Raw genomic sequence first — 18,799 nt, 5'->3', positions numbered from 1 at the left:
ATGCAAGGCCCATGGGCCGCCGCGACGTGTCGAGGCCCGCCATCTTGATCCGTCTTGTTCACGCCGAGCCATGCCCGAGCCCCTATCTCGCGCAAGCGCCATGCCGGGCACGCCGGATGGCCGCGTCTGCCTGCGCGCCTTCCGGCACGCCTGCAAAGGCGGGCTGCAGCAGCCGGGGAGCGGTATAGTCGGCGCCGCCCATACGCCGGAAGCCACATGAACGCCTCGCCCTCCACCGACCTCAATGCCGACGCCCTGCCGGCGGACGCGCCGTATCTGAACGCCACCACGCGCTGGCTGGAACGGGCGGTGATCGGCCTGAACCTGTGCCCGTTCGCCCGCGCACCGCACGTGCAGGGCAAGTTGCGCATGCGGGTAAGCCAGGCGCGCGACACCGACGCCCTGCTCGACGACCTGTGCGGCGAGCTGCAGTCGCTGAATGCGCTGACGCCGGACGAGTGCGAGACCGGGCTGCTGATCCACCCGTTCGTGCTGAACGACTTTCTCGACTACAACGATTTCCTCGATGTCGCCGACGCGGCCGTGCAGACCCTGGGACTGGAGGGCGAATGGCAGGTCGCCAGCTTCCACCCCGACTACCAGTTCGCCGACAGCGCGCCCGGGGCGATCGAGAACTTCAGCAACCGTTCGCCGTTCCCCACCCTGCATCTGCTGCGTGAATCGAGCATCGAGCGCGCGATGGAGCAGATGAGCGACACCGACAGCATCTACCGGCGCAATATCGAGACGCTGCAACGGCTGGGCACCGAGGGCTGGCAGGCATTGTGGCGCGACGAGCCCAGCTGATCGCCTGGCACAACAAAGCATTCACGCCGATGCTGTCATGCTTGGGAGTGAATAATCTTCCCGACCCCTACGCCGAGAGCGTCGACCCCAGCGTGCAATGCACGACCTGCGAAGCCGTGTGCTGCCGCCTCACCGTCGTGTTGATGCCCGAGGACCACGTCCCCGAATGGCTGATCGACCGGGACAGCCACGGCATGGAAACCCTGGCCAAGGGCGAGGACGGCTGGTGCGTCGCGGTCGATCCGAACACGTCCGGCTGCACGATCTACGAGGATCGCCCCACCATCTGCCGCAAGTATGCGATGGGCAGCCCCAGCTGCCGCGACGAGCGGCACAAGTGGTTCGGCGCCACGATCCCCACCGCGGTACACATGCTGTAGCCCGACCGGGCCCGGCGAGAGTCCGTCGACCTGGCCCTGCTCGCGGGAGCGCACGGGAGACGTTCCTACAGGTTCCCCGGGGCGGTGAAGATCAGCGCCACGTCGTCGGCATCCAGCACGCGCCATTCCCCCAGCGGCAGCGTGCCCAGCAGGAGCCCGCCCACCGAAATACGTTGCAGCGTCTCGACGTGGTTGCCGGCGGCGGCGAACATCCGCCGCACCTGGTGATAACGCCCCTCGGTAACGGTGAGGCGCGCGCGACGTGGCCCGAGTACCTGGAGCACCGCCGGTGCCAGCGGCTCCTTCTCCGACTCCAGCATCATCGTGCCGCTGGCGAACAGCGGACCCTCGTCACCGCGCAGATCCTCGGCCAGCGTGGCCTCGTACACCTTCGCCACCTGCGCCTTCGGCGAAATGATCCGGTGCAGCAGCGCGCCGTCGTCGGTGAACAGCAGCAGCCCGCTGGTATCGCGATCGAGCCGGCCCACGCTGGACAACACCGGCGAGCGGACGTTGTAGCGCGGCGGCAGCAGGTCGTACACGACCCGGCCCGGGTCCTTGCGCGAACAAGTCACCCCGAGCGGCTTGTTCATCATCAGCACGACGCCCGGCGGCGGATCCAGCGGCTCGTCGTCGACCCGGATGCTCTCGTACGGCACCACGTCGTCGGCGTACAGCACCTCGCCGGCCGCATCCGTGATGCGGCCGGCACGGAACAGCTGGGTGACATCCTTGCGGCTGCCATAGCCCAGGTTCGCAATCAGCTTGACCAGTTTCATGACCGCACCCCCACCGCTTCGATCACCTTGAATCCCTCCTGCGTCGCCAGCTGGCGCACTTCGCGAAAGCGTGCCCCCAGGATCGCCTCGTACGGCAGATGCCGGTTCGCCACCAGCAACAGGCGGCCTTCCGGCACCAGCGCATCGGCGGCACTGACGATGAACGCGCGCCCCAGTTCCGGCAGGTCGGCGCGCCCCTGGTGGAACGGCGGGTTGCTGACGATGGCGTCGTAGCGCTGCGGCAGGCCTTGTGTGACATCGTGCCAGTGCACGGCCAGCTCCACGTCGCGACCGCTCTCGCGCCCGGCCCTGGCCAGATTGGTCCGGGCCGGCCCGATCGCGCGCGCCTCCGCTTCATACAGGTCGATCGCGCCCACGTTCGGACAACGCGCGATGACCTGGCAGGCGAGATAACCGTAACCGGCACCCAGATCGGCCACGCGCCCGCGCAGGTCGTGCGGCAGATGCCCGGCCAGCAAGGCCGAGGCGTGGTCGATGCGATTCCAGGCGAACAGGCCGGGCCGGCTGACATAGCCATCGACGATCTCGCGCGGGGCGTCCAGCGCCAGCCATTCGGTCAGCAGGGCCTGGTCGACCCGATCCGCCGCCGGCGTGCTCCAGAACACCCGGCACTTGTGCTTGGACAGGTGCTGCACGGGGCCGGCCAGCCGGGCCATGTCGGCTTCGCCCGATTTCGCACCCTCGGCATTCGGCATGCTGGCCAGCACGCTGCCGCCCGGCGCCACATGGGTCAGCGCGCGGGCGAACAGGGCGCGCGCCTCGTCGCGCTGCCGCGGCGGCAGCACCAGCACCAGCGGGAACAGCTCGCCCGCCGCCGGCTCGCCCACCTGCATGCCGATGCGGGCCAGCTCGTCGGCGAAAGGCTTGAAGCCCTGCTCGCACAACCAGCCCGGCTGCGCCGTCTCGCGCAGGCGCACGCCGGCGCGAGCCCGCAGAAAGAGCACGCGGCCCTCCGCCGGCAGCGACAGCTGCGCCGATTCGAACGGTACAAACATGGCAGCCAGCGCCGAATCCGGCGCGACCGCGAAAAGTCCTGCGGCAGTCACATCATGTCTTCAAGTGCAAGTGAGGCGCCATTGTACGTGGCAGCCGATCGTCCCGACGCGCCGAGTGCCCCGGGCGGACGACACGAACAGCCCTGCTCAATGGGCGACGCCGGCATCCGTCGTGTGCGCCGGCAACTCGTCCAGCATCTGCCGGGCCAGCGGCTGATAGCCACCATCGAAATGGTGACCGCCGTCCTTCGGGTGAACGATGACCCAACTCGGCAGTGCCGGATCGGTGCAGGCGCTGTCGTCGCGGTCGTCCCGGCCGTAGTAGCACACCACCGGCGGCCGCCCACTCAACGCCTGCAGCGGCGGCAACGCGTCGTGATGCCGGATCGGATTGATGTGTTCCAGCGCGGCCTTGAGGTGTTGCTTGAACCAGCCCTGCCTGATCATGTAGCCCTCGAGCTCGATCTCGAACGTCACGTCGCGACTGGGCGACAGCAGCACCAGCTGGGTGATCCGCGCGCGGTTGGCCGCGCTGAGCCGGTCGACGATGCTCGGCAGCACGTCGGCACCGAAGGAGAATCCCACCAGCCAGATACGCTGCTTGTGCCAGACGCCGAGGTATTTCGTCATCAGCGCGTCGAGCTGGCGCGCCGATTCCTCCGGCGTGCGATCGCGCCAGTAGTACTTGAAGGTACTGACCCCCAGCACCGGAATCCCGCGGGCAACGATGGCCTTGCCCAGTTGCTTGTCCAGGTCGGCCCAGCCGCCGTCGCCGGAGTAGATGATCGTCATCACGTCGCCCTGCCCCGCCGGTGGCGCGATGGAGGTGCTGGCAACCGGCAGCACCACGGTGGCCTTTTCCAGGCTGACCCGCGAAAACGGACTCCAGATCAGCGCCAGAGCCAGCGCGCACGTACCCACGGCAGCGAACATGATCCTGTTCCTTCGTTTCATCGGCGCACCACGCCGGTCAGTCCGCCGGCGATCAGGCTGGCCACGTTGGTCAGGATCATCGGCAAGGCGATGCCGCCGGGCACCGCCATGTAGCGCGACTCCCATTCCGGATCGAATTTGTCCTTGTAGCGCTGCAGCCCGCGGAAATTGTAGAAACGTTCGCCGCGGCCGAACACCAGTGCACCGAAGCGGTTCCACAGCGGTGCCTGGCGCCGGTTCTGCAGCCCGGCCAGCGGCGCCATGCCGAGGTTGAACCAGCGATAGCCCTCGGCCCGCGCCCACAGCATCAGCTCCACAAACAGGTAGTCCATGATCCCGCCCGGGCTGTCCGGCAGGTGCCGCATCAGGTCGACCGAGGCTTCTTCGCGGGTCTCGGTGAGGAACAGGTTGGCGAACGCGACCGGCCGATCGTCCTGCCATACCACCGCCATCGGCGTGCGCACCAGGTAATCCGGATCGAACGCGCCCAGCGAGAAGCGCTTCTCGCGTACGTTCTTGTCGCGCAGCCAGGCATCGGAAATCTGCTTCAGCTGCGGCAGCAGCGGCGCCACCGCGTGGGCCGGCACGATCTCCAGGCGCAGGCCTTCACGCCCCAGCTTGTTGACCGTATTGCGCAGCACTTTCCTGGATTTGCCATCGAGATTGAAGCTGTCCAGCCGCACACGGGCCTCCTCGCCGATCTTCAGCAGGTTCAGGCCCACCTCCAGATACAGATCCAGGTCAGCCGGGCTCACCTGATAGAACACCGGCCAGCCACCCGCGCGTTCGCACTGCTCCAGAAACGTCCAAACCAGCTCGCGCCGGGCCTCCTCGTCGCTGCCCACCGGGTCGCCCATCGCCACCCAGCTGCGCCCCACGGTGTCGAACATCACGAACGCCTTGTGCGCGGGATCGAACAGCAGGCTCTTGTCGCCCATCAATGCAAGATGAGCCTGTGCCGAGTGAAACTGCCGGATCAGCGGCAACGCCTGCGCCAGCTCGGCCTCGCCGGGCCGCTGGCGATGCAGTTGCAGAGGACGGATCAGGCTGGCCAGCGCAAACAACATGCCGGCCACCGCGGCCGCGACCAGCGCCCGCAGCGCGCGGGGCGCACCGCCCTGGTGGAAACTGAACTCCCACCAGAGGTCGGCGCTGTAGTCGACGTGCTTGTAGCTGAACATCACCAGCCAGGCAGCGCAGCCGAACACCGCCACGATCGCCGCGATCCAGCCCAGCGAAAAGCTGGTGCTGAACAACGAGGCGCGCCGGTAGAACAGGCGGTGCGCCGGCGCCAGTGCCAGCGCCAGCAGGATCAGCAGGGTCGCCTCCTCGTAGTCGATGCCCTTCAGCAGCGAGAACACGGCGCCGGCCAGCAGCAGCAACAGGGTCAACCAGTACGCCGCATCCAGCCGGCGCTGCAGGCCGCGAGCCAGGATCAGCAGCAGCATGCCGATCACGCTGGCCAGCAGATGCGAAACCTCAAGCACCGACAGCGGCAACACTTCACTGAGGATCGCCATGCGCACGGGCAATGCACGAGTGGCGCCGGAGAACAGCAGCACGGCACCGGAGACCAGGGTCAGCCCCGCGAAGAACGCCGGCAGCAGGCCGGTGAACCATGGGGCGAGCAGCGATTTCCGGCGCAGCCCACGTGCCTCCCGCTGTAGCACCAGCACCGTGGCCGTGCACAGCGGCAACAGGTAGTAGATGACCCGATAGGCCGCCAGCGCACCCAGGATCGGCGCGGTCAGCGCCGCGTTGCCGGTGGCGCCGAACCCGGCCAGCATCACCGCCTCGAACACGCCCAGGCCACCGGGCACGTGGCTGATAAGGCCGATGATCTGGGCGATCACGAAGATCGCCAGGAAGTGCCCGAAGCCGTTGTTCAACTCATCCGGCATCAGTACGTAGAGCACGGCCGCCGCCAGCCCCCAGTCGCATGCGCCCACCAGGATCTGCTTCAGGCCGGTCAGCGTCGAAGGCATGCTGACCTGCCAACGCCAGATTCGCAGTGGGCGCCGGATCCGCCCACCGGCCAGCCACGCCAGCGGCAGCAGGGTCAGCCCCACGCCAAGCGGCAGGCCGAATGAGGCCAGCGGCAGATCGGGTGGAAGTGGCACCCACAGCAAGGTCACCCCGGTCAGCGCCAGCAGGCCCAGCCAGAAACTGGTGGTGCAGAACAGCACCACCCGGGCCACCTCACCTGTGCTCAGGCCATTCTGGATATAGAAGCGGTAGCGGATCGACCCGGAGACCAGCAGCGACATGCCCAGCGCGTTGCTGAAGGCATAGCTGATGAACGAGATCAGGGTGACCCGGCGCCATGACAGCGGGTGCCCGATCGAGGCCAGCGCGAAGCGGTCGTACAGGGTCATCACTGCATAGCCGAGCAGGGTGAACAGGGCCGCCAGCAACAGCCGCCCCGCCGACAGGCTGTGCACGTACGCGCGCACCTGGTGATAGTTCACCTCGCGGGCCAGCAGGTGCAGTGCCCACAGCGCCAGACACAGCATGCCCACCGACAGCAACGGTCCGGCCAGTCGGCGCCACACCACCATGCGCTGGCTCGCCAGCGCCGGGACCGTCCCTGCGCTCACCGTCTGTTCGACCTGTTGATGCTCCACGTGACGCCCGACTCCGGAGGGGAACTGCCTAGTTTAGGACCTGCGTTCAGTCAGGCGATGGACATACGGCCGCAGCCGGCCATCCGGAGCTGCGGGAGCGTGCCCCGGCTACCCTTCTGCGTCCGTCGTACCCTGGCCCAGCCGGCTCACCCAGCGGTAGAGCAGCAGCATCACCACGGTGAACGCCGTACCGCCGATCCAGAGCGCCGGGCCGCTCGCGAACGTCCCGCTCACCAGGGCGAGCGGATAGTCCTGTCCGGAAAACGCCACGCAGGCGGCGATCGCCACGCCCAGCAATCCCTCGCCAACGATCATGCCTGAGGCGAGCAGTACGCCGAGCTGCTTGGTGGCTTCGGGATTCTTCGACGCGCGATCGGCGCGACGGTCGAACCACCATCCGGCTACCGCGCCGACCACCACCATCAAGGTGCTCTGGGTCGGCAGGTAGATGCCCAGGCCCACCGCCAATGGCGACAGATGGGCGGACTTCGTCGTGCGGCGCAGCACCTCGTCGACGGCGATCATCACCACGCCGATGACCCCGCCGATCTTGATCAGGCCCCAGTCGATGTTGTTCTGGATCACCCCCTGCGCCAGCGCCGAGATCAGGCCGGCCTGCGGTGCGGGCAGCGGATGGTCACGGTGCGGACCGGGCGCGCCGACGAAGCCGTAGGCATGGTTGAGCAGGTCGAGGATCGGCGGAATGATCGCGGCACCGGCGAGTACGCCGATCACCAGCGCCCATTGCTGCTTTGACGGCGTGGCGTCGACCAGTTGGCCCGTCTTCAGATCCTGCAGGTTGTTGTTGGCGATCGCCGCCGCGGCGAACACGATCGAGGTGATGAACAGGGCGAAGGCCACCAGCGCATTCTCGCTGCTGACGGGAAGAGCCGAACGCACGCCGAACACCAGCAGCAATGCCGCGCCGATTACCACGATGATGCCGATGCCCGACAGCGGACTGTTGGAGGAACCGATCAGTCCGGCCATGTAGCCGCATACGGCCGAAACGAAGAAGCTCATCAGCACCACGAAGATCAGGCCACCCACCACCAGCGCCACGATGTGATCGGACAGGCCGTGGCCCGCGCCCCTCACGAAATTCGCAATCAGCCAGCCGATGGGCACCAGGCAGGCCAGCGAAATGAGGGTGACCTGGCCGATCGGAATGTCCTGCTCGGTGCGCGGAAGCGATGCCGCGTTGCCCGCATCCCGCTCACGCGAGGCGGCCATCGCCGAGGCCAGCCCGCTGATCACCGGCTTCACCAGCTTGGCCAGGGTCCAGATCGCGGCGACACCGATCGTGCCGGCGCCGACAAAGCGAACCTTGTGGCTCCACGTCGCATTGGCCAGATCCGCAATCGAACCGACCGCCGGTGCCAGTGCGGAAAAATGCGGCACACCCCAGCCCCAGCCGATCAGGGCACCCACCAGCATCGCGATGCCCACCCAGAGGCCAACCAGATGGCCGATGCCGAACAGCGCGAACGAGAGGAAGAAGTCGAATCCGGTCACGCCGCCCTTGTCGGCGCTGACGCGGAAGTAATGCACCACGTCGCCGGCGAACACCCGCGTCGCGACCACCACGGCAAACACGCCCGAGACGATCGCACCCCAAAGCACGGCCAGCAGGCCGATGCGGTTGGCCTCGATCGCCGCCGCCGCACCGATGCCTTCGCCGCCGCCGGCACCCACCTTGAGCACCTCCGCGCAGGCCACGCCCTCGGGATAGGGCAGATCGGAATTGGTCACCAGCGCCCGGCGCAGCGGGATCGAATACATCACACCCAGGATGCCGCCCAGCGCGCAGATGGCGAACGAGGTCCAGTAATTGAAGCCGGTCCACCACCCGATCAGGATCAGGCCCGGCAGCACGAAAATGATCGAAGACAAGGTGCCGGCCGCCGAGGCGACCGTCTGCACGATGTTGTTCTCCTGCATCGTGGCGCCCTTGAAGTAGCGCAACACCGCCATCGAGATCACCGCCGCCGGAATCGAGGTGGCGAACGTCAGACCGGCCTTGAGACCGAAGAACACATTCGCCGCGGTGAACACCACGGTGATCAACACGCCGATGATCAGGCCGCGGACGGTCAGCTCGGCGCGCGGCTCGGCCCCAGCCGATGATGGATGACTCATGAAGCTCTCTCCCCCGATGGATGCTGCTGCGAAAGATAGCGTGGATGGGTGGCCGGTGGGTATGCCCGCAGCTCGAGGTGCCCACGGAGATCGCCAGCCGCAGCCCCCTCAAAGATGCAGCAGGCTCTCGAACCGACGCGGTTCTGCCGACAACGGATCCAGAAAGGCCAGCTCCCGCGCCAGCAGTTTCAGCGGCCGCCGATGATCGTCGTCGGCCGCTTCGGCCAGCTGCGGATAACAGGTGTCGTGCATGATTGCCGCGCCCAGCGCCGCCATGTGCACGCGCAACTGGTGCTTGCGCCCGGTGACCGGATGCAGCGCATAGCGCCAGCAATCCTCCCTGCGCTCGATCACCTCGATCCGGGTCTCGCTGTTGGCCATGCCTTCGGCCTCGCGCATGCGGAAAAACGGCTCGCCGGTCGCGATGCGTGAACGGCGAACCAATGGAAACGCCAGCTCCGGCAAAGGTGCCGCCAGCGCCTCGTAGCCCTTGTCGATCCGGCGTTCGCGAAACAGGGCCTGATAGGCCGAGCGGCTGCCCGGATTCGCCGAGAACAGCACCAGCCCGGCGGTGGCCCGGTCGATCCGGTGCAGCGGTACCAGCGCGGGATTGCCCAGACGCCGGATCAACCGCCGCAGCAGGGTCTGCTCGACAAATCCGCCCGCCGGCGTCACCGGCAGGAAGTGCGGCTTGTCCGCCACCACCAGATGCTCATCCGCATACAGCACGGTTTCGATGAACGGGATCGGCGTTTCCTCCTCCACCTCGCGGTAATAGTGGATGCGCAGGCCGGCCCGGTGCGGTGTCTGCGGCGTGATCGCCACGCCCTGCCCGTCCAGCACCCGCCCACGCGCGATGCGATCCAGCCAGGTGTCGCGATCGATCGCGGCGAACCGGGCGCACAGCGCATCGAGCACGCTCGCCCACTCGCCCGCGGGCAGATGCACGGTGCTGGCGTGGGTGTCGCGGCGGAAGGTCGAGCTGGGCATGATGGCGTCAGTCTAGCGTTGCACCGTGGGAGCGGCTTCAGCCGCGATGCCCGTGGATTTTCCCGGCATGGCGAGACCATCGCGGCTGAAGCCGCTCCCACCGACCATACACACCCGCCAGGAAACCAACCGGAACGCCAGGGCGTACAATGGGTGGTTGTTGTCCCGAGGCATGGCCCATGGCGCTCAATTCCACCATCTACAAAGTCGAACTGCAGATCAGCGACATGGACCGGCACTATTACGCCACCCATGCGCTGACCCTGGCGCGGCATCCCTCGGAAACCGAGGAGCGGCTGATGGTGCGGCTGCTGGCGTTTGCCTTGTATGCAGACGACCGGCTGGAGTTCGGCAAGGGCATCAGCGACGAGGACGAGCCGGCGCTGTGGCGCAAGGCGTACACCGACGAGATCGAGTTGTGGATCGAACTGGGCCAGCCCGACGAGACGCGCATCCGCAAGGCCTGCGGCCGCTCGCGCCAGGTGGTGGTGATCAACTACGGTGGCAACGTGGCGGAGATATGGTGGAGCAAGGTCGGTGTTTCGCTGGCCCGCAGCAAGAACCTCACCGTGCTCGACATCGCTCCCGCCACCGTCGCCGAACTGGTCGCCCTGCTGCAGCGTGGCATGCGCCTGCAGTGCCTGATCCAGGACGGCCAGCTGCAGGTCATGAACGATGCCGATGCGGTGGCGGTCGATCCGCAGATCCGCATGGCACCGGCCGAGACGGTGAGCTGACCGCTGGCCCGGCCGGCCGACCGCATCGCCCTGCCATCCCTCCATTCATCCCTTTGCCCGGAGTCATCCCATGCGTTGGTTGCTGTCCTTGCTCGCCCTGATCACCCTCGCCGCCTGCACCGCCACACCGCCGGCGCATGCCAGCGGACAAGTCGACAAGCTGAGCATGATCGACACCACGGTCGGTACCGGCGCCGAGGCGAAAGCCGGCATGAAGGTCACCGTGCAATACACCGGCTGGCTGTACGACGACAGCGCGAAGGACAAGCACGGCACCCAGTTCGACAGCTCGCGCGATCATGGCGAGCCGTTCTCGTTCGTCCTGGGCGCCGGCAACGTGATCGATGGCTGGGACCAGGGCGTCGCCGGCATGCACGTCGGTGGCAAGCGGACCCTGTTGATCCCTGCCTCGCTGGGTTATGGCGCCGAAGGTGCCGGCGGCGACATCCCGCCGAACGCCTCGCTGGTGTTCGACGTGGAACTGCTGGACGCCAGCGCTCCCTGAACCCGGCTTGTGGGAGCGGCTTCAGCCGCGATGTTCTGCTTCATGGTGGAAGAGCATCGCGGCTGAAGCCGCTCCCACATGTGCGCTCCTGCAGCGACGGCGGGAAAGCTGCTCAGCCTTCCTGCGCCGCCTCGTCCCGACCCTGCTGGCGAATGATCGCCTCCTCGCGCGCGTCGATGATCGACTGCATCACGCTGTCGACATCGGCGATGCGTTCGTCGAATTCGAAATGGCCGCTCAGTTCGGTATCCGGGTGCAGCTCGCCCAGCTCGTACAGCGCCCACATCTCCTCGCCGTAGTGCGTATCGAGCAGTTCCGGCGCGAAGCGCGACAGGCTGATGGTGATGTTGCCCACGTCACGCCGCAGCATCGTGCGCGCGCTGTTGTTGCCCGAGGCGCTGACCGCCTGCGGCAGGTCGATGATCACCGGGCCGTCCGGCCCCACCAGCACGTTGTATTCGGACAGGTCGCCGTGGATCAGCCCCACGCACAACATCCTGGCCACCTGCTGCATCAGGAAGCGGTGGTACTCACGTGCGGTCTCGGCTGACAGTTCCACCTCGCCCAGCCGCGGCGCGGAATAGCCGTCCGCGTCGGTGACCAGTTCCATCACCAGCACGCCGTTGAAGTAACCGTACGGCTTGGGCACGCGCACGCCGGCCGCGGTGAGCTGGTACAGCGCGTCGACTTCGGCGTTCTTCCAGGCGGCCTCGGCCTCCTTGCGGCCGAACTTGGTCGCCTTGCCCATCGCGCGCGCCTGCCGGCTGCCGCGTACCTTGCGTCCTTCCTGGTACTGCACGCGCGCCTGGAAACTGCGCTGCGCCATGTCCTTGTAGACCTTGGCGCAACGAATGTCCTCGCCCGAGCGGACGACGTAGACCGCAGCTTCCTTGCCGCTCTTCAGCGGACGCAGCACCTGGTCGATCACACCTTCATCGATCAGATCCTGCAGGCCCTTGGGTGTCTTCATGCGTGTGGAGGGTTCTGCGTCGTGGAATAACCCCCATTATGGCCGATCGGCACCCCGCTTCGGCCGTTTTCCGGCATTGCCGCTCAGCTGGCGTGCAAGCTCGATGTGCCCAGGCGCTCGCGCGCGGCCGCAGCCATCTCGAACGAATGCCGTCTTGCCGCGTGCTCGAAGATGTTCGCGGTGAGCAGCAGCTCGTCCGGTTGGTGCCGCGCGATGAACGCCTCGATGCCGTCCTGCACGGCTGCGGCATCGCCGACCACGGCGCAGGCCAGCGCCCGCTCCAGGCCGGCCTTCTCGACCGGCGTCCAGAATGCCTCGATATCGTCGATCGGCGGCGGGATCAGGCCGGGCCGGCCGCGACGCAGGTTGACGAAGCTCTGCTGCTGGGTGGTGAACAGCCGGCGTGCCTCGGCATCGGTATCCGCGGCCACCACGTTGATGCCGAGCATCGCGTAGGGCTGTCGCAGCCGCGCCGAGGGACGGAAATCGCGGCGATACAGCGCCAGTGCCTCGTCCATCGCGTCGGGGGCAAAGTGCGAAGCGAACGCGAACGGCAGGCCCAGCCGCGCCGACAGCGTGGCGCTGAACAGGCTCGATCCCAGCAGCCATACCGGCACCTCGATGCCGGCGCCGGGCACGGCCCGCACCGGCTGGCCCGGTGTGGCCGGCTCGAAATAGCCGAGCAGTTCCAGCACGTCCTGCGGGAACGCATCGGCACTGTCGAAATAGCGGCGCAGGGCTTTCGCGGTGGGCTGGTCGGTGCCGGGCGCGCGTCCCAGGCCCAGGTCGATCCGGCCCGGATACAGCGAGGCCAGCGTACCGAACGCCTCGGCCACCTGCAGCGGCGCGTGGTTCGGCAGCATGATGCCGCCGGCGCCGACGCGGATGCGCGAGGTGCCGCCGGCCACGTGGCCGATCAGCACCGCCGTGGCCGCGCTGGCGATCCCCGGCATGTTGTGGTGCTCGGCCAGCCAGTAGCGTCGGTAGCCCAGCTGTTCGGCCAGTCGGGCCAGATCCAGCGTATTTCGAAAAGCCTGCGCCGCGTCGCTGCCCTCGGTGACGGGTGCCAGGTCAAGAATGGAAAACGGGATCATCGCGCGGCCTCGCATGGCGGAAGCCCCCGATCTGGGGGCGCTTGCCGTGATTGCCAGCCGATGCGACCCCGCCGTGGCGCATACAATGGGCACTTCTCTCTGCCTGGCATCCCGATGACCGAATCCGTCCGCCTCGCCAAACGCGTCGTCGCGCTGACCGGGTGCTCGCGCCGCGAGGCCGAGCAATACATCGAAGGCGGCTGGGTGCGGGTCGACGGACAGGTGGTGGAAGAACCGCAGTTCATGGTCGACGCGCAGACCGTCGAACTCGACCCCGGGGCCCGCTTGATTCCCACCGAGCCGGCCACCCTGGTACTGCACAAACCGGTGGGTTACGACGCCGGCAACGGCCCGAACCCGGCCAGCGCCCTGGTCACTCCGGCCACCCGTTCGGCCGATGATGCCTCCGGCGTGCGCCCGCTGAAGCGTCATCTGCAGCGACTGCTCTCGCCGCTGGCACTGCCGACGGAGGCCAGCGGCCTGCTGATCTTCACCCAGGACTGGCGCGTCACCCGCAAGCTCAGCGAAGACATCGACCGGGTCGAGCAGGAGTTCGAGGTCGACATCAGCGGCGAGTTGATCCCGAACGGGCTGGCCCTGCTCAATCACGGCCTGCGCTTCAACAATTACGCCATGCCGCCGATCAAGGTCAGCTGGCAGAGCGAGCAACGCCTGCGCTTCGCCTTCAAGGGCCTGCAACCCACCCAGATCGAGCCGATGTGCCAGGCGGTCGGACTCAAGGTGCTGGCGATGAAGCGCCTGCGCGTGGGGCGCATCCCGCTGGCGAAACTGCCCCCCGGGCAATGGCGCTATCTGGCCCCGGGCGAACGCATCTGACCGTCACTCGCCGGAATCCACCGCCGGGGCCCCGCTTGCGGCGTAAACTCCGTCAGCGCGCCGCATGCCACGTGTCCCGTGGCTGAAGGTGCCCGGCGTCAGCTTTGTCACAAACCGCAACCCACACCATCCACATCCGGGAGAGCAGCATGAGCAAGGGCATGGATTCAAAGAAAAGCGAGAAGAAAAAGCCGGCCAAGACCATGAAGGAAAAGAAGGCCGCCAAGCAGGAAAAGAAGAAGAACCAGTAAACGGTTCCACTGCGGGACATGGGGAAATCGCAGCGCTGCGGTTTGCCCGGCGGGGGCGGCGACGCGGCATGTCGCCGGCTGACAAGGGCCGCCCGGCCTGCTGCCGCTAAATATTACAGGGCAGCGGCCGATACCCAGAGCAGCACAAGCGGAGCCAGCGCCCTGGTAATGAAGGAAAGTCTATGAGGAGCATCTGGCGGCGCCTCTTCGGCAATTACGGGGTTGCTGCGACCTGGGCGAGACCAAATGCAGCCACGCCTGTGCGTGCCCGGGTCGCCGCGACCACCATCCAGCCGGGGAATGCCCCGGCGGCCTGCCCGGCCGCCACGCCGGACGAGATCGAGGATCGCTTCCATCGGTTCGTGTTCGGCTTGCCGGACAGCGATGCCCATCAACTGTCCAGCGCCGAGCTGGCCACGCTCAATCGCCTGGAACCGCTCAGCAAGCGCTTCGACATGCGCAGCCTGCCGCGCCTGCCAGCGGTGCTGCCCCAGCTGCTTCGCATGCTCAAGAGCGACAAGTCCTCGGGCGGCCAGGTCGCCAAGCTGGTCGGCCGGGATCCGCTGATGGTCGGCGAAGTCATGCGTGCCACCAGCAGCGTGTATTACCGCTCCGCGCAACCCATCACCAGCCTGCAGCAGGCCGTCATCCTGATGGGCCAGGAGGGTCTGCACCGGGTACTCACCCAGCATGTGATGAAGCCCATCCTGCAAGCCAGCGGGATCGCCCCGGGACGCACTGCCACGGGCGAACGGCTGTGGGATCACGCCGAGCGCTGCTCCCATGCCTGCGCCTGGTTCGCCAAGAATAGTGGGGGAAGCGATACCTTCGAGGCGTATCTGGCCGGCATCATCTGCCAGACCGGTACCGGCGCGGTGGTACGCCTGCTGGACCGGTTGATGCCGTCCCCTCCCGAGGCGGTCTCGTCCGCGTTTCTCGCTGGCTGCGCCAGGCTCGCCGCACGGCTGTCAGTGCAGGCTGCGCACTACTGGGAGTTGCCCCCGGCCGTCATCGACGCATTGACCGAACGCCAGAACGCCGGCAGGCAGCCGGTATCCACACCGCTTGGCAAGGCGCTTCTGAGCGCCAATCTGCTGGCCATGGCACAGGTGCTGGGCGAGCATGAGCTGATTTCCGGCGAACTGGATTTTGACGAAGGCTGGCCGGACAGCTACCCGCCTTCCCTGCTCGCGCGCTGCCAGTTGGACATGCGCAACAACTTCCCGCCCGACGAGGACGCCTGATCCGGGCGAGTTCCTGCGCGTGCAGGCCAGTGGCGCGATACCGGGTCCGTCCGGCACCGGCGAAAGGCGCCGCGACGGCGTCAGGCCACTCAATACTGACCCATGTAATCCCGCTTGCCGATCTCGACGCCGTTGTGGCGCAGCAGCGCGTAAGCCGTGGTGACGTGGAAGAAGAACTGCGGCAGGCCATAGCTCAGCAGATAGGTCTGGCCATCGAAGCGACGCTCCTTCGGCGTACCCGGCCGTGTCACGATCTCACGCCCGGCAGCCCCTTCGAACTGTGCCGGACCGAAGCCGCCGATGAAGCCCAGCGTGCGCTCGATCAGCTCACGCAGTTCGGCGAAGCTCTGTTCCTGGTCCTCGTACTTGGGTACCTCGGCCCCGGCCAGCCGCGCCGACACGCCGCGCGCGAAATCGCAGGCGATCTGCACCTGCCGTCGCATGGGAAACATGTCGGGAAACAGTCGTGCCTGGGTCAGCGCCGTCACGTCGATGTTCTTTTCGGCGGCATGCGCTTCGGCCTTGGCCAGGATCGCGGCGAGGCCGCCCAGCATCTGCTTGAACACGGGGATGGAGCTGGCGTACATGGCATCGGTCACGGGCATTTTCCTGGAGTGTCGACAAGTGATCGACACAGTGTAGCCCGGCCATGCCGCGGGGTCGGTGAAATCCGCCCGGCGTGTGACAGGAGGCGCCGCGGCGCCTCCTGTCAGCAGGTTTACAGCGCCTTGACGCTGACGTCGTCGATCACGAACGAAGTCTGCTGGGTGCTGTCTTCCACCCCGTAGAAATTGATCTGCAGGGTCTGTCCCTTGTAGGCATTCAGGTTGATCGTGTGTTCCTGGTAACCACCGGCCGCGTCCTTGTTGGAGAACGTGGCCAGGGTGACGTAGTTGCCGGTGGACGTGATCACCTGGACCTGCAGGGTGTCGTAAGCGGTGCTGCCGGACTCGGCGGTGTCGATATGCATGAAGAAGTCCAGAGTCGCATTGGACACGCCGGCCGGAATGCTGATCTGCTGCCGCACGTAGTCGGTGTGCGTGCTGCCGTAGCCATCCAGCCATGCCTTCCAGCTGCCGGCGTGGGCCGCTTCGCTGCTGGAGCTGGTGATCACGCCGCTGGTCTGCGTCCAGCTTGCCGTGCCGCTCTCGAAGCCGCCGTTGCCGATCAGCTCGACTGGGCTGCCGCCACCGTTGGATACGCTGAAGCCGACCGAACTGCTGCTGCCCACATTGCCGGCCGCGTCATAGGCCTTCGCGAGCAGCGTGTGGCTGCCATCGGCCAACGTGGTCGAATCCAGCGTGGCCGCATACGGCGAGCTGGTGTCGGTGGCCTTCAGCGCGCCATCGACATAGAACTCCACCCGGGTGACCCCGACGTTGTCCGTGGCACTGGCCGCGAACGTGATCGTGCCACCGCTGCCGCTTTCCGACGCGCTGACCGTCGGCGCCGTGGTGTCGCCGACGGCGTTGGACACGCTGAAGCCGACCGAGCTGCTGCTGCCGACATTGCCGGCCGCGTCATAGGCCTTCGCGAGCAGCGTATGGCTGCCGTCGGCCAGCGTGGTCGAATCCAGCGTGGCCGCATACGGCAAGCTGGTGTCGGTGGCCTTCAGCGCGCCATCGACGTAGAACTCCACCCGGGTGACCCCGACGTTGTCCGTGGCGCTGGCCGCGAACGTGATCGTGCCGCTGCCGCCGCTCTCGCTCGCACTGACCGTCGGCGGCGTGGTGTCGCCGCCGCCCGCACTCTCGGTCACCCAGACCGGTGCCGACCACAGCAGCTGGCCGTTGGCCTCGGTGATCTTGGCGTAGTAGAAATGATCGCCCAGGCTTGGCGTGACGGTGGTGGTCGCGGTTTCCGACAGGCTGCCCACCGTGCCGTTGCTGCCGGGCACCCCTTCGAACAATTGCACACGCTGCACGGTCTGCCCGTTGGCGCTGGCATAGTTGACGGTGAGCGTCAGCGGGCCGCTGTTGCTGAAGCGCTCGCCCATCACATGGCCGTTCGCGGTCAGCACGATCTGCGCGTTCTTGTCCTCGGTGGCGAACACGCGACGGGCATTCAGGGCATCCACGAAACTGCTCAGGCTCAGCGCGATGCCGCTCGGGATCAGCACGCCGGTGCGGTTGGTGGAGCTGGCGCCCCAGTTCGCGCAGTGGTTGTCCTGGTCCGAACTGGGTGCGACGTGATAGCCGCGCTCGAGAATGGTGTTGAAGGCCGTCTCGTAGCTGTGCAGGCTGGTCTCGGTCTCGGTGGTGTTGCTGGAGAATGCCGAACTGTTCAGCACCTCGGCCAGCACCATCACCTGATCACCGTCCGCGGTATAGCCGAAGTTGGTGCCGTTGACGGTGAACTGGCCGCTCGAGGCCGGGTGGTTGAACTGGCCGACCCAGCCCTTGGTCTTCATCAGCGTGTACAGCGAGGCATAGTCGCCCTTGGCGATCTCGTAGTCGCCGATCAGCTGGCCGGCACTGTTCTTCTCCCACTCGATCAGGCCATCGGCATTCATGATGTTCAGGTGTCCGCCGTTGCTGATCACGCCCCACTCCTGGCCATAGATCGGCAGGAAGTCCGGGTGTGCGGCGTGGAACGAACTGGCCGCCGCCAGGCCCGAGGCGAACAGGTTCTTCGCCGTGGCCGGATCGGCGGACAGGTTGGTGCCGGTGGAGCCGTCGTACATGTGGTTGTGCTCGGACGTCATCAGGATGTCCAGGCCACGGTTCATCGCGTACAGGTACGCGTCGGCGGGGCCGTAGGGACTGCTCTGCGGTGCCTGCGCGCCGGTGCAACTGCTGAGATCGCCACCGCCATCGCTGTGGTTGGTCTGGCTGTGCAGGTTGCCGTAGTAGATCGTGTAGGGCAGCCCGCTGGCGACGACCGACAGCGACAGTGCATGCGCCCCACCCGCACCGTGCCGCGGCAGGGCATTGAACGTGGGCATGGTCGCAGGCGTCAGCTGGCCCACCTGGATGTCCTGACGCTGTTCCTCGACCTGGGTCGGCGCCAGACGTTCGGCCAGCTTGAGCGCATGGGTCGCGATGCCGGTACCGATGCGCCGCGCGTTGTCCTCGTCGAGTGCGATCGCCCGCATGCGTACCGTGTAATAACCCGCTGGCAGCGCGTGGTGCCGGCTGTCCAGGCCATCCCAGCTGACGCTGGCCTGGCTCTGGCGTGCGTGCAGGGCGGTGCTGCCGTTCCACTCCCTCAGCGGATTGCCGCTGCGATCCAGCAGTACGATCTGCCACGCCACCGGCGTGCCCACGGCGGCGCCGGGATATTCGAAATGCATGATGAAAGAGCGCGCAGCCGCCGCTTGAAACGGTACCTGCAAGGCGGCGTCGAACTCCTGGTGATCAGGCAATACCGCTGGCCCGGCCAGCGTCGGCAAACACACTACCAGCCCCGCAAGCACGAGGCTGCGGGTTATCATTTTTTTCATTGACATCGCTATATCCCTACGCGGTTGTAAGAATTCCCCCAGCGCAGTTAT

The 18,799-nt window shown here is 66.8% G+C and carries 16 protein-coding genes; 6 read left to right on the top strand and 10 right to left on the bottom strand.

Features of this window, described 5'->3' with window-relative positions:
• Window positions 1-216 precede the first annotated feature (216 nt).
• Both ACFPPA_RS07885 and ACFPPA_RS07880 read left to right on the top strand, forming a co-directional pair.
• Window positions 217-807 carry a DUF1415 domain-containing protein gene (locus ACFPPA_RS07885; protein WP_377318963.1) on the top strand — a complete coding sequence of 197 codons (591 nt, stop codon included), beginning with the start codon at window positions 217-219 and terminating at the stop codon, window positions 805-807.
• Between the two features lie 47 nt (window positions 808-854).
• Window positions 855-1,187 carry a YkgJ family cysteine cluster protein gene (locus ACFPPA_RS07880; protein ID WP_377318960.1) on the top strand — a complete coding sequence of 111 codons (333 nt, stop codon included), beginning with the start codon at window positions 855-857 and terminating at the stop codon, window positions 1,185-1,187.
• 65 nt (window positions 1,188-1,252) lie between these two features.
• Here the strand turns inward: ACFPPA_RS07880 and ACFPPA_RS07875 are convergent, their stop codons facing one another.
• From ACFPPA_RS07875 to ACFPPA_RS07850, 6 genes are all read right to left on the bottom strand, one after another.
• Window positions 1,253-1,966 carry a pseudouridine synthase gene (locus ACFPPA_RS07875; RefSeq protein ID WP_377318958.1) on the bottom strand — a complete coding sequence of 238 codons (714 nt, stop codon included), beginning with the start codon at window positions 1,964-1,966 and terminating at the stop codon, window positions 1,253-1,255.
• Window positions 1,963-3,033 carry a class I SAM-dependent methyltransferase gene (locus tag ACFPPA_RS07870; protein WP_377318956.1) on the bottom strand — a complete coding sequence of 357 codons (1,071 nt, stop codon included), beginning with the start codon at window positions 3,031-3,033 and terminating at the stop codon, window positions 1,963-1,965. Before ACFPPA_RS07870 ends, ACFPPA_RS07875 begins: the two co-directional genes overlap by 4 nt.
• Before the next feature lie 96 nt (window positions 3,034-3,129).
• Complete coding sequence (locus ACFPPA_RS07865) at window positions 3,130-3,915, bottom strand: AcvB/VirJ family lysyl-phosphatidylglycerol hydrolase (protein ID WP_377318954.1); 786 nt, start codon at window positions 3,913-3,915, stop codon at window positions 3,130-3,132.
• Between the two features lie 17 nt (window positions 3,916-3,932).
• Window positions 3,933-6,539 carry a bifunctional lysylphosphatidylglycerol flippase/synthetase MprF gene (gene mprF / locus ACFPPA_RS07860; RefSeq protein ID WP_377318952.1) on the bottom strand — a complete coding sequence of 869 codons (2,607 nt, stop codon included), beginning with the start codon at window positions 6,537-6,539 and terminating at the stop codon, window positions 3,933-3,935.
• A gap of 108 nt (window positions 6,540-6,647) precedes the next feature.
• Complete coding sequence (locus tag ACFPPA_RS07855; RefSeq protein ID WP_377318950.1) at window positions 6,648-8,678, bottom strand: OPT family oligopeptide transporter; 2,031 nt, start codon at window positions 8,676-8,678, stop codon at window positions 6,648-6,650.
• Between the two features lie 108 nt (window positions 8,679-8,786).
• Complete coding sequence (locus ACFPPA_RS07850) at window positions 8,787-9,668, bottom strand: pseudouridine synthase (RefSeq protein ID WP_377318948.1); 882 nt, start codon at window positions 9,666-9,668, stop codon at window positions 8,787-8,789.
• A gap of 179 nt (window positions 9,669-9,847) precedes the next feature.
• Between ACFPPA_RS07850 and ACFPPA_RS07845 the strand changes: the two genes are divergently transcribed.
• Entirely contained in the window at window positions 9,848-10,405 is a 558-nt protein-coding gene (locus tag ACFPPA_RS07845; RefSeq protein ID WP_377318946.1) for a YaeQ family protein, read from the top strand.
• A 70-nt stretch (window positions 10,406-10,475) separates the two neighbouring features.
• Window positions 10,476-10,910 carry an FKBP-type peptidyl-prolyl cis-trans isomerase gene (locus ACFPPA_RS07840; protein WP_377318944.1) on the top strand — a complete coding sequence of 145 codons (435 nt, stop codon included), beginning with the start codon at window positions 10,476-10,478 and terminating at the stop codon, window positions 10,908-10,910.
• A gap of 112 nt (window positions 10,911-11,022) precedes the next feature.
• On the opposite strand, the gene ACFPPA_RS07835 is transcribed toward ACFPPA_RS07840, so the two are convergent.
• Entirely contained in the window at window positions 11,023-11,880 is an 858-nt protein-coding gene (locus ACFPPA_RS07835) for a PA4780 family RIO1-like protein kinase (protein ID WP_377318942.1), read from the bottom strand.
• An 83-nt stretch (window positions 11,881-11,963) separates the two neighbouring features.
• Window positions 11,964-12,974, bottom strand: coding sequence for an LLM class flavin-dependent oxidoreductase (locus ACFPPA_RS07830; RefSeq protein ID WP_377318940.1), 1,011 nt, complete (start codon window positions 12,972-12,974; stop codon window positions 11,964-11,966).
• Window positions 12,975-13,088: 114 nt separating this feature from the next.
• Between ACFPPA_RS07830 and ACFPPA_RS07825 the strand changes: the two genes are divergently transcribed.
• Complete coding sequence (locus tag ACFPPA_RS07825; RefSeq protein ID WP_377318938.1) at window positions 13,089-13,811, top strand: rRNA pseudouridine synthase; 723 nt, start codon at window positions 13,089-13,091, stop codon at window positions 13,809-13,811.
• Window positions 13,812-14,322: 511 nt separating this feature from the next.
• On the top strand, window positions 14,323-15,306 hold the full coding sequence (locus ACFPPA_RS07820; RefSeq protein ID WP_377318936.1) for an HDOD domain-containing protein: 984 nt from the start codon (window positions 14,323-14,325) through the stop codon (window positions 15,304-15,306).
• An 89-nt stretch (window positions 15,307-15,395) separates the two neighbouring features.
• Here ACFPPA_RS07820 and ACFPPA_RS07815 read toward each other — a convergent pair whose 3' ends face one another.
• Both ACFPPA_RS07815 and ACFPPA_RS07810 read right to left on the bottom strand, forming a co-directional pair.
• The gene (locus ACFPPA_RS07815; RefSeq protein ID WP_377318934.1) at window positions 15,396-15,905 is read right to left on the bottom strand and encodes a DUF1993 domain-containing protein; all 510 of its coding nucleotides are present in this window, start codon (window positions 15,903-15,905) and stop codon (window positions 15,396-15,398) included.
• Window positions 15,906-16,024: 119 nt separating this feature from the next.
• Window positions 16,025-18,748, bottom strand: coding sequence for an Ig-like domain-containing protein (locus ACFPPA_RS07810; protein ID WP_377318932.1), 2,724 nt, complete (start codon window positions 18,746-18,748; stop codon window positions 16,025-16,027).
• Window positions 18,749-18,799 lie beyond the last annotated feature (51 nt).

This window comes from Rhodanobacter ginsengisoli (genome assembly GCF_042657065.1).
Lineage (GTDB): Bacteria > Pseudomonadota > Gammaproteobacteria > Xanthomonadales > Rhodanobacteraceae > Rhodanobacter > Rhodanobacter ginsengisoli.
The sequence above is the reverse complement of the archived record's forward strand: the minus strand, read 5'-3'. Positions and strand labels throughout refer to the sequence as shown.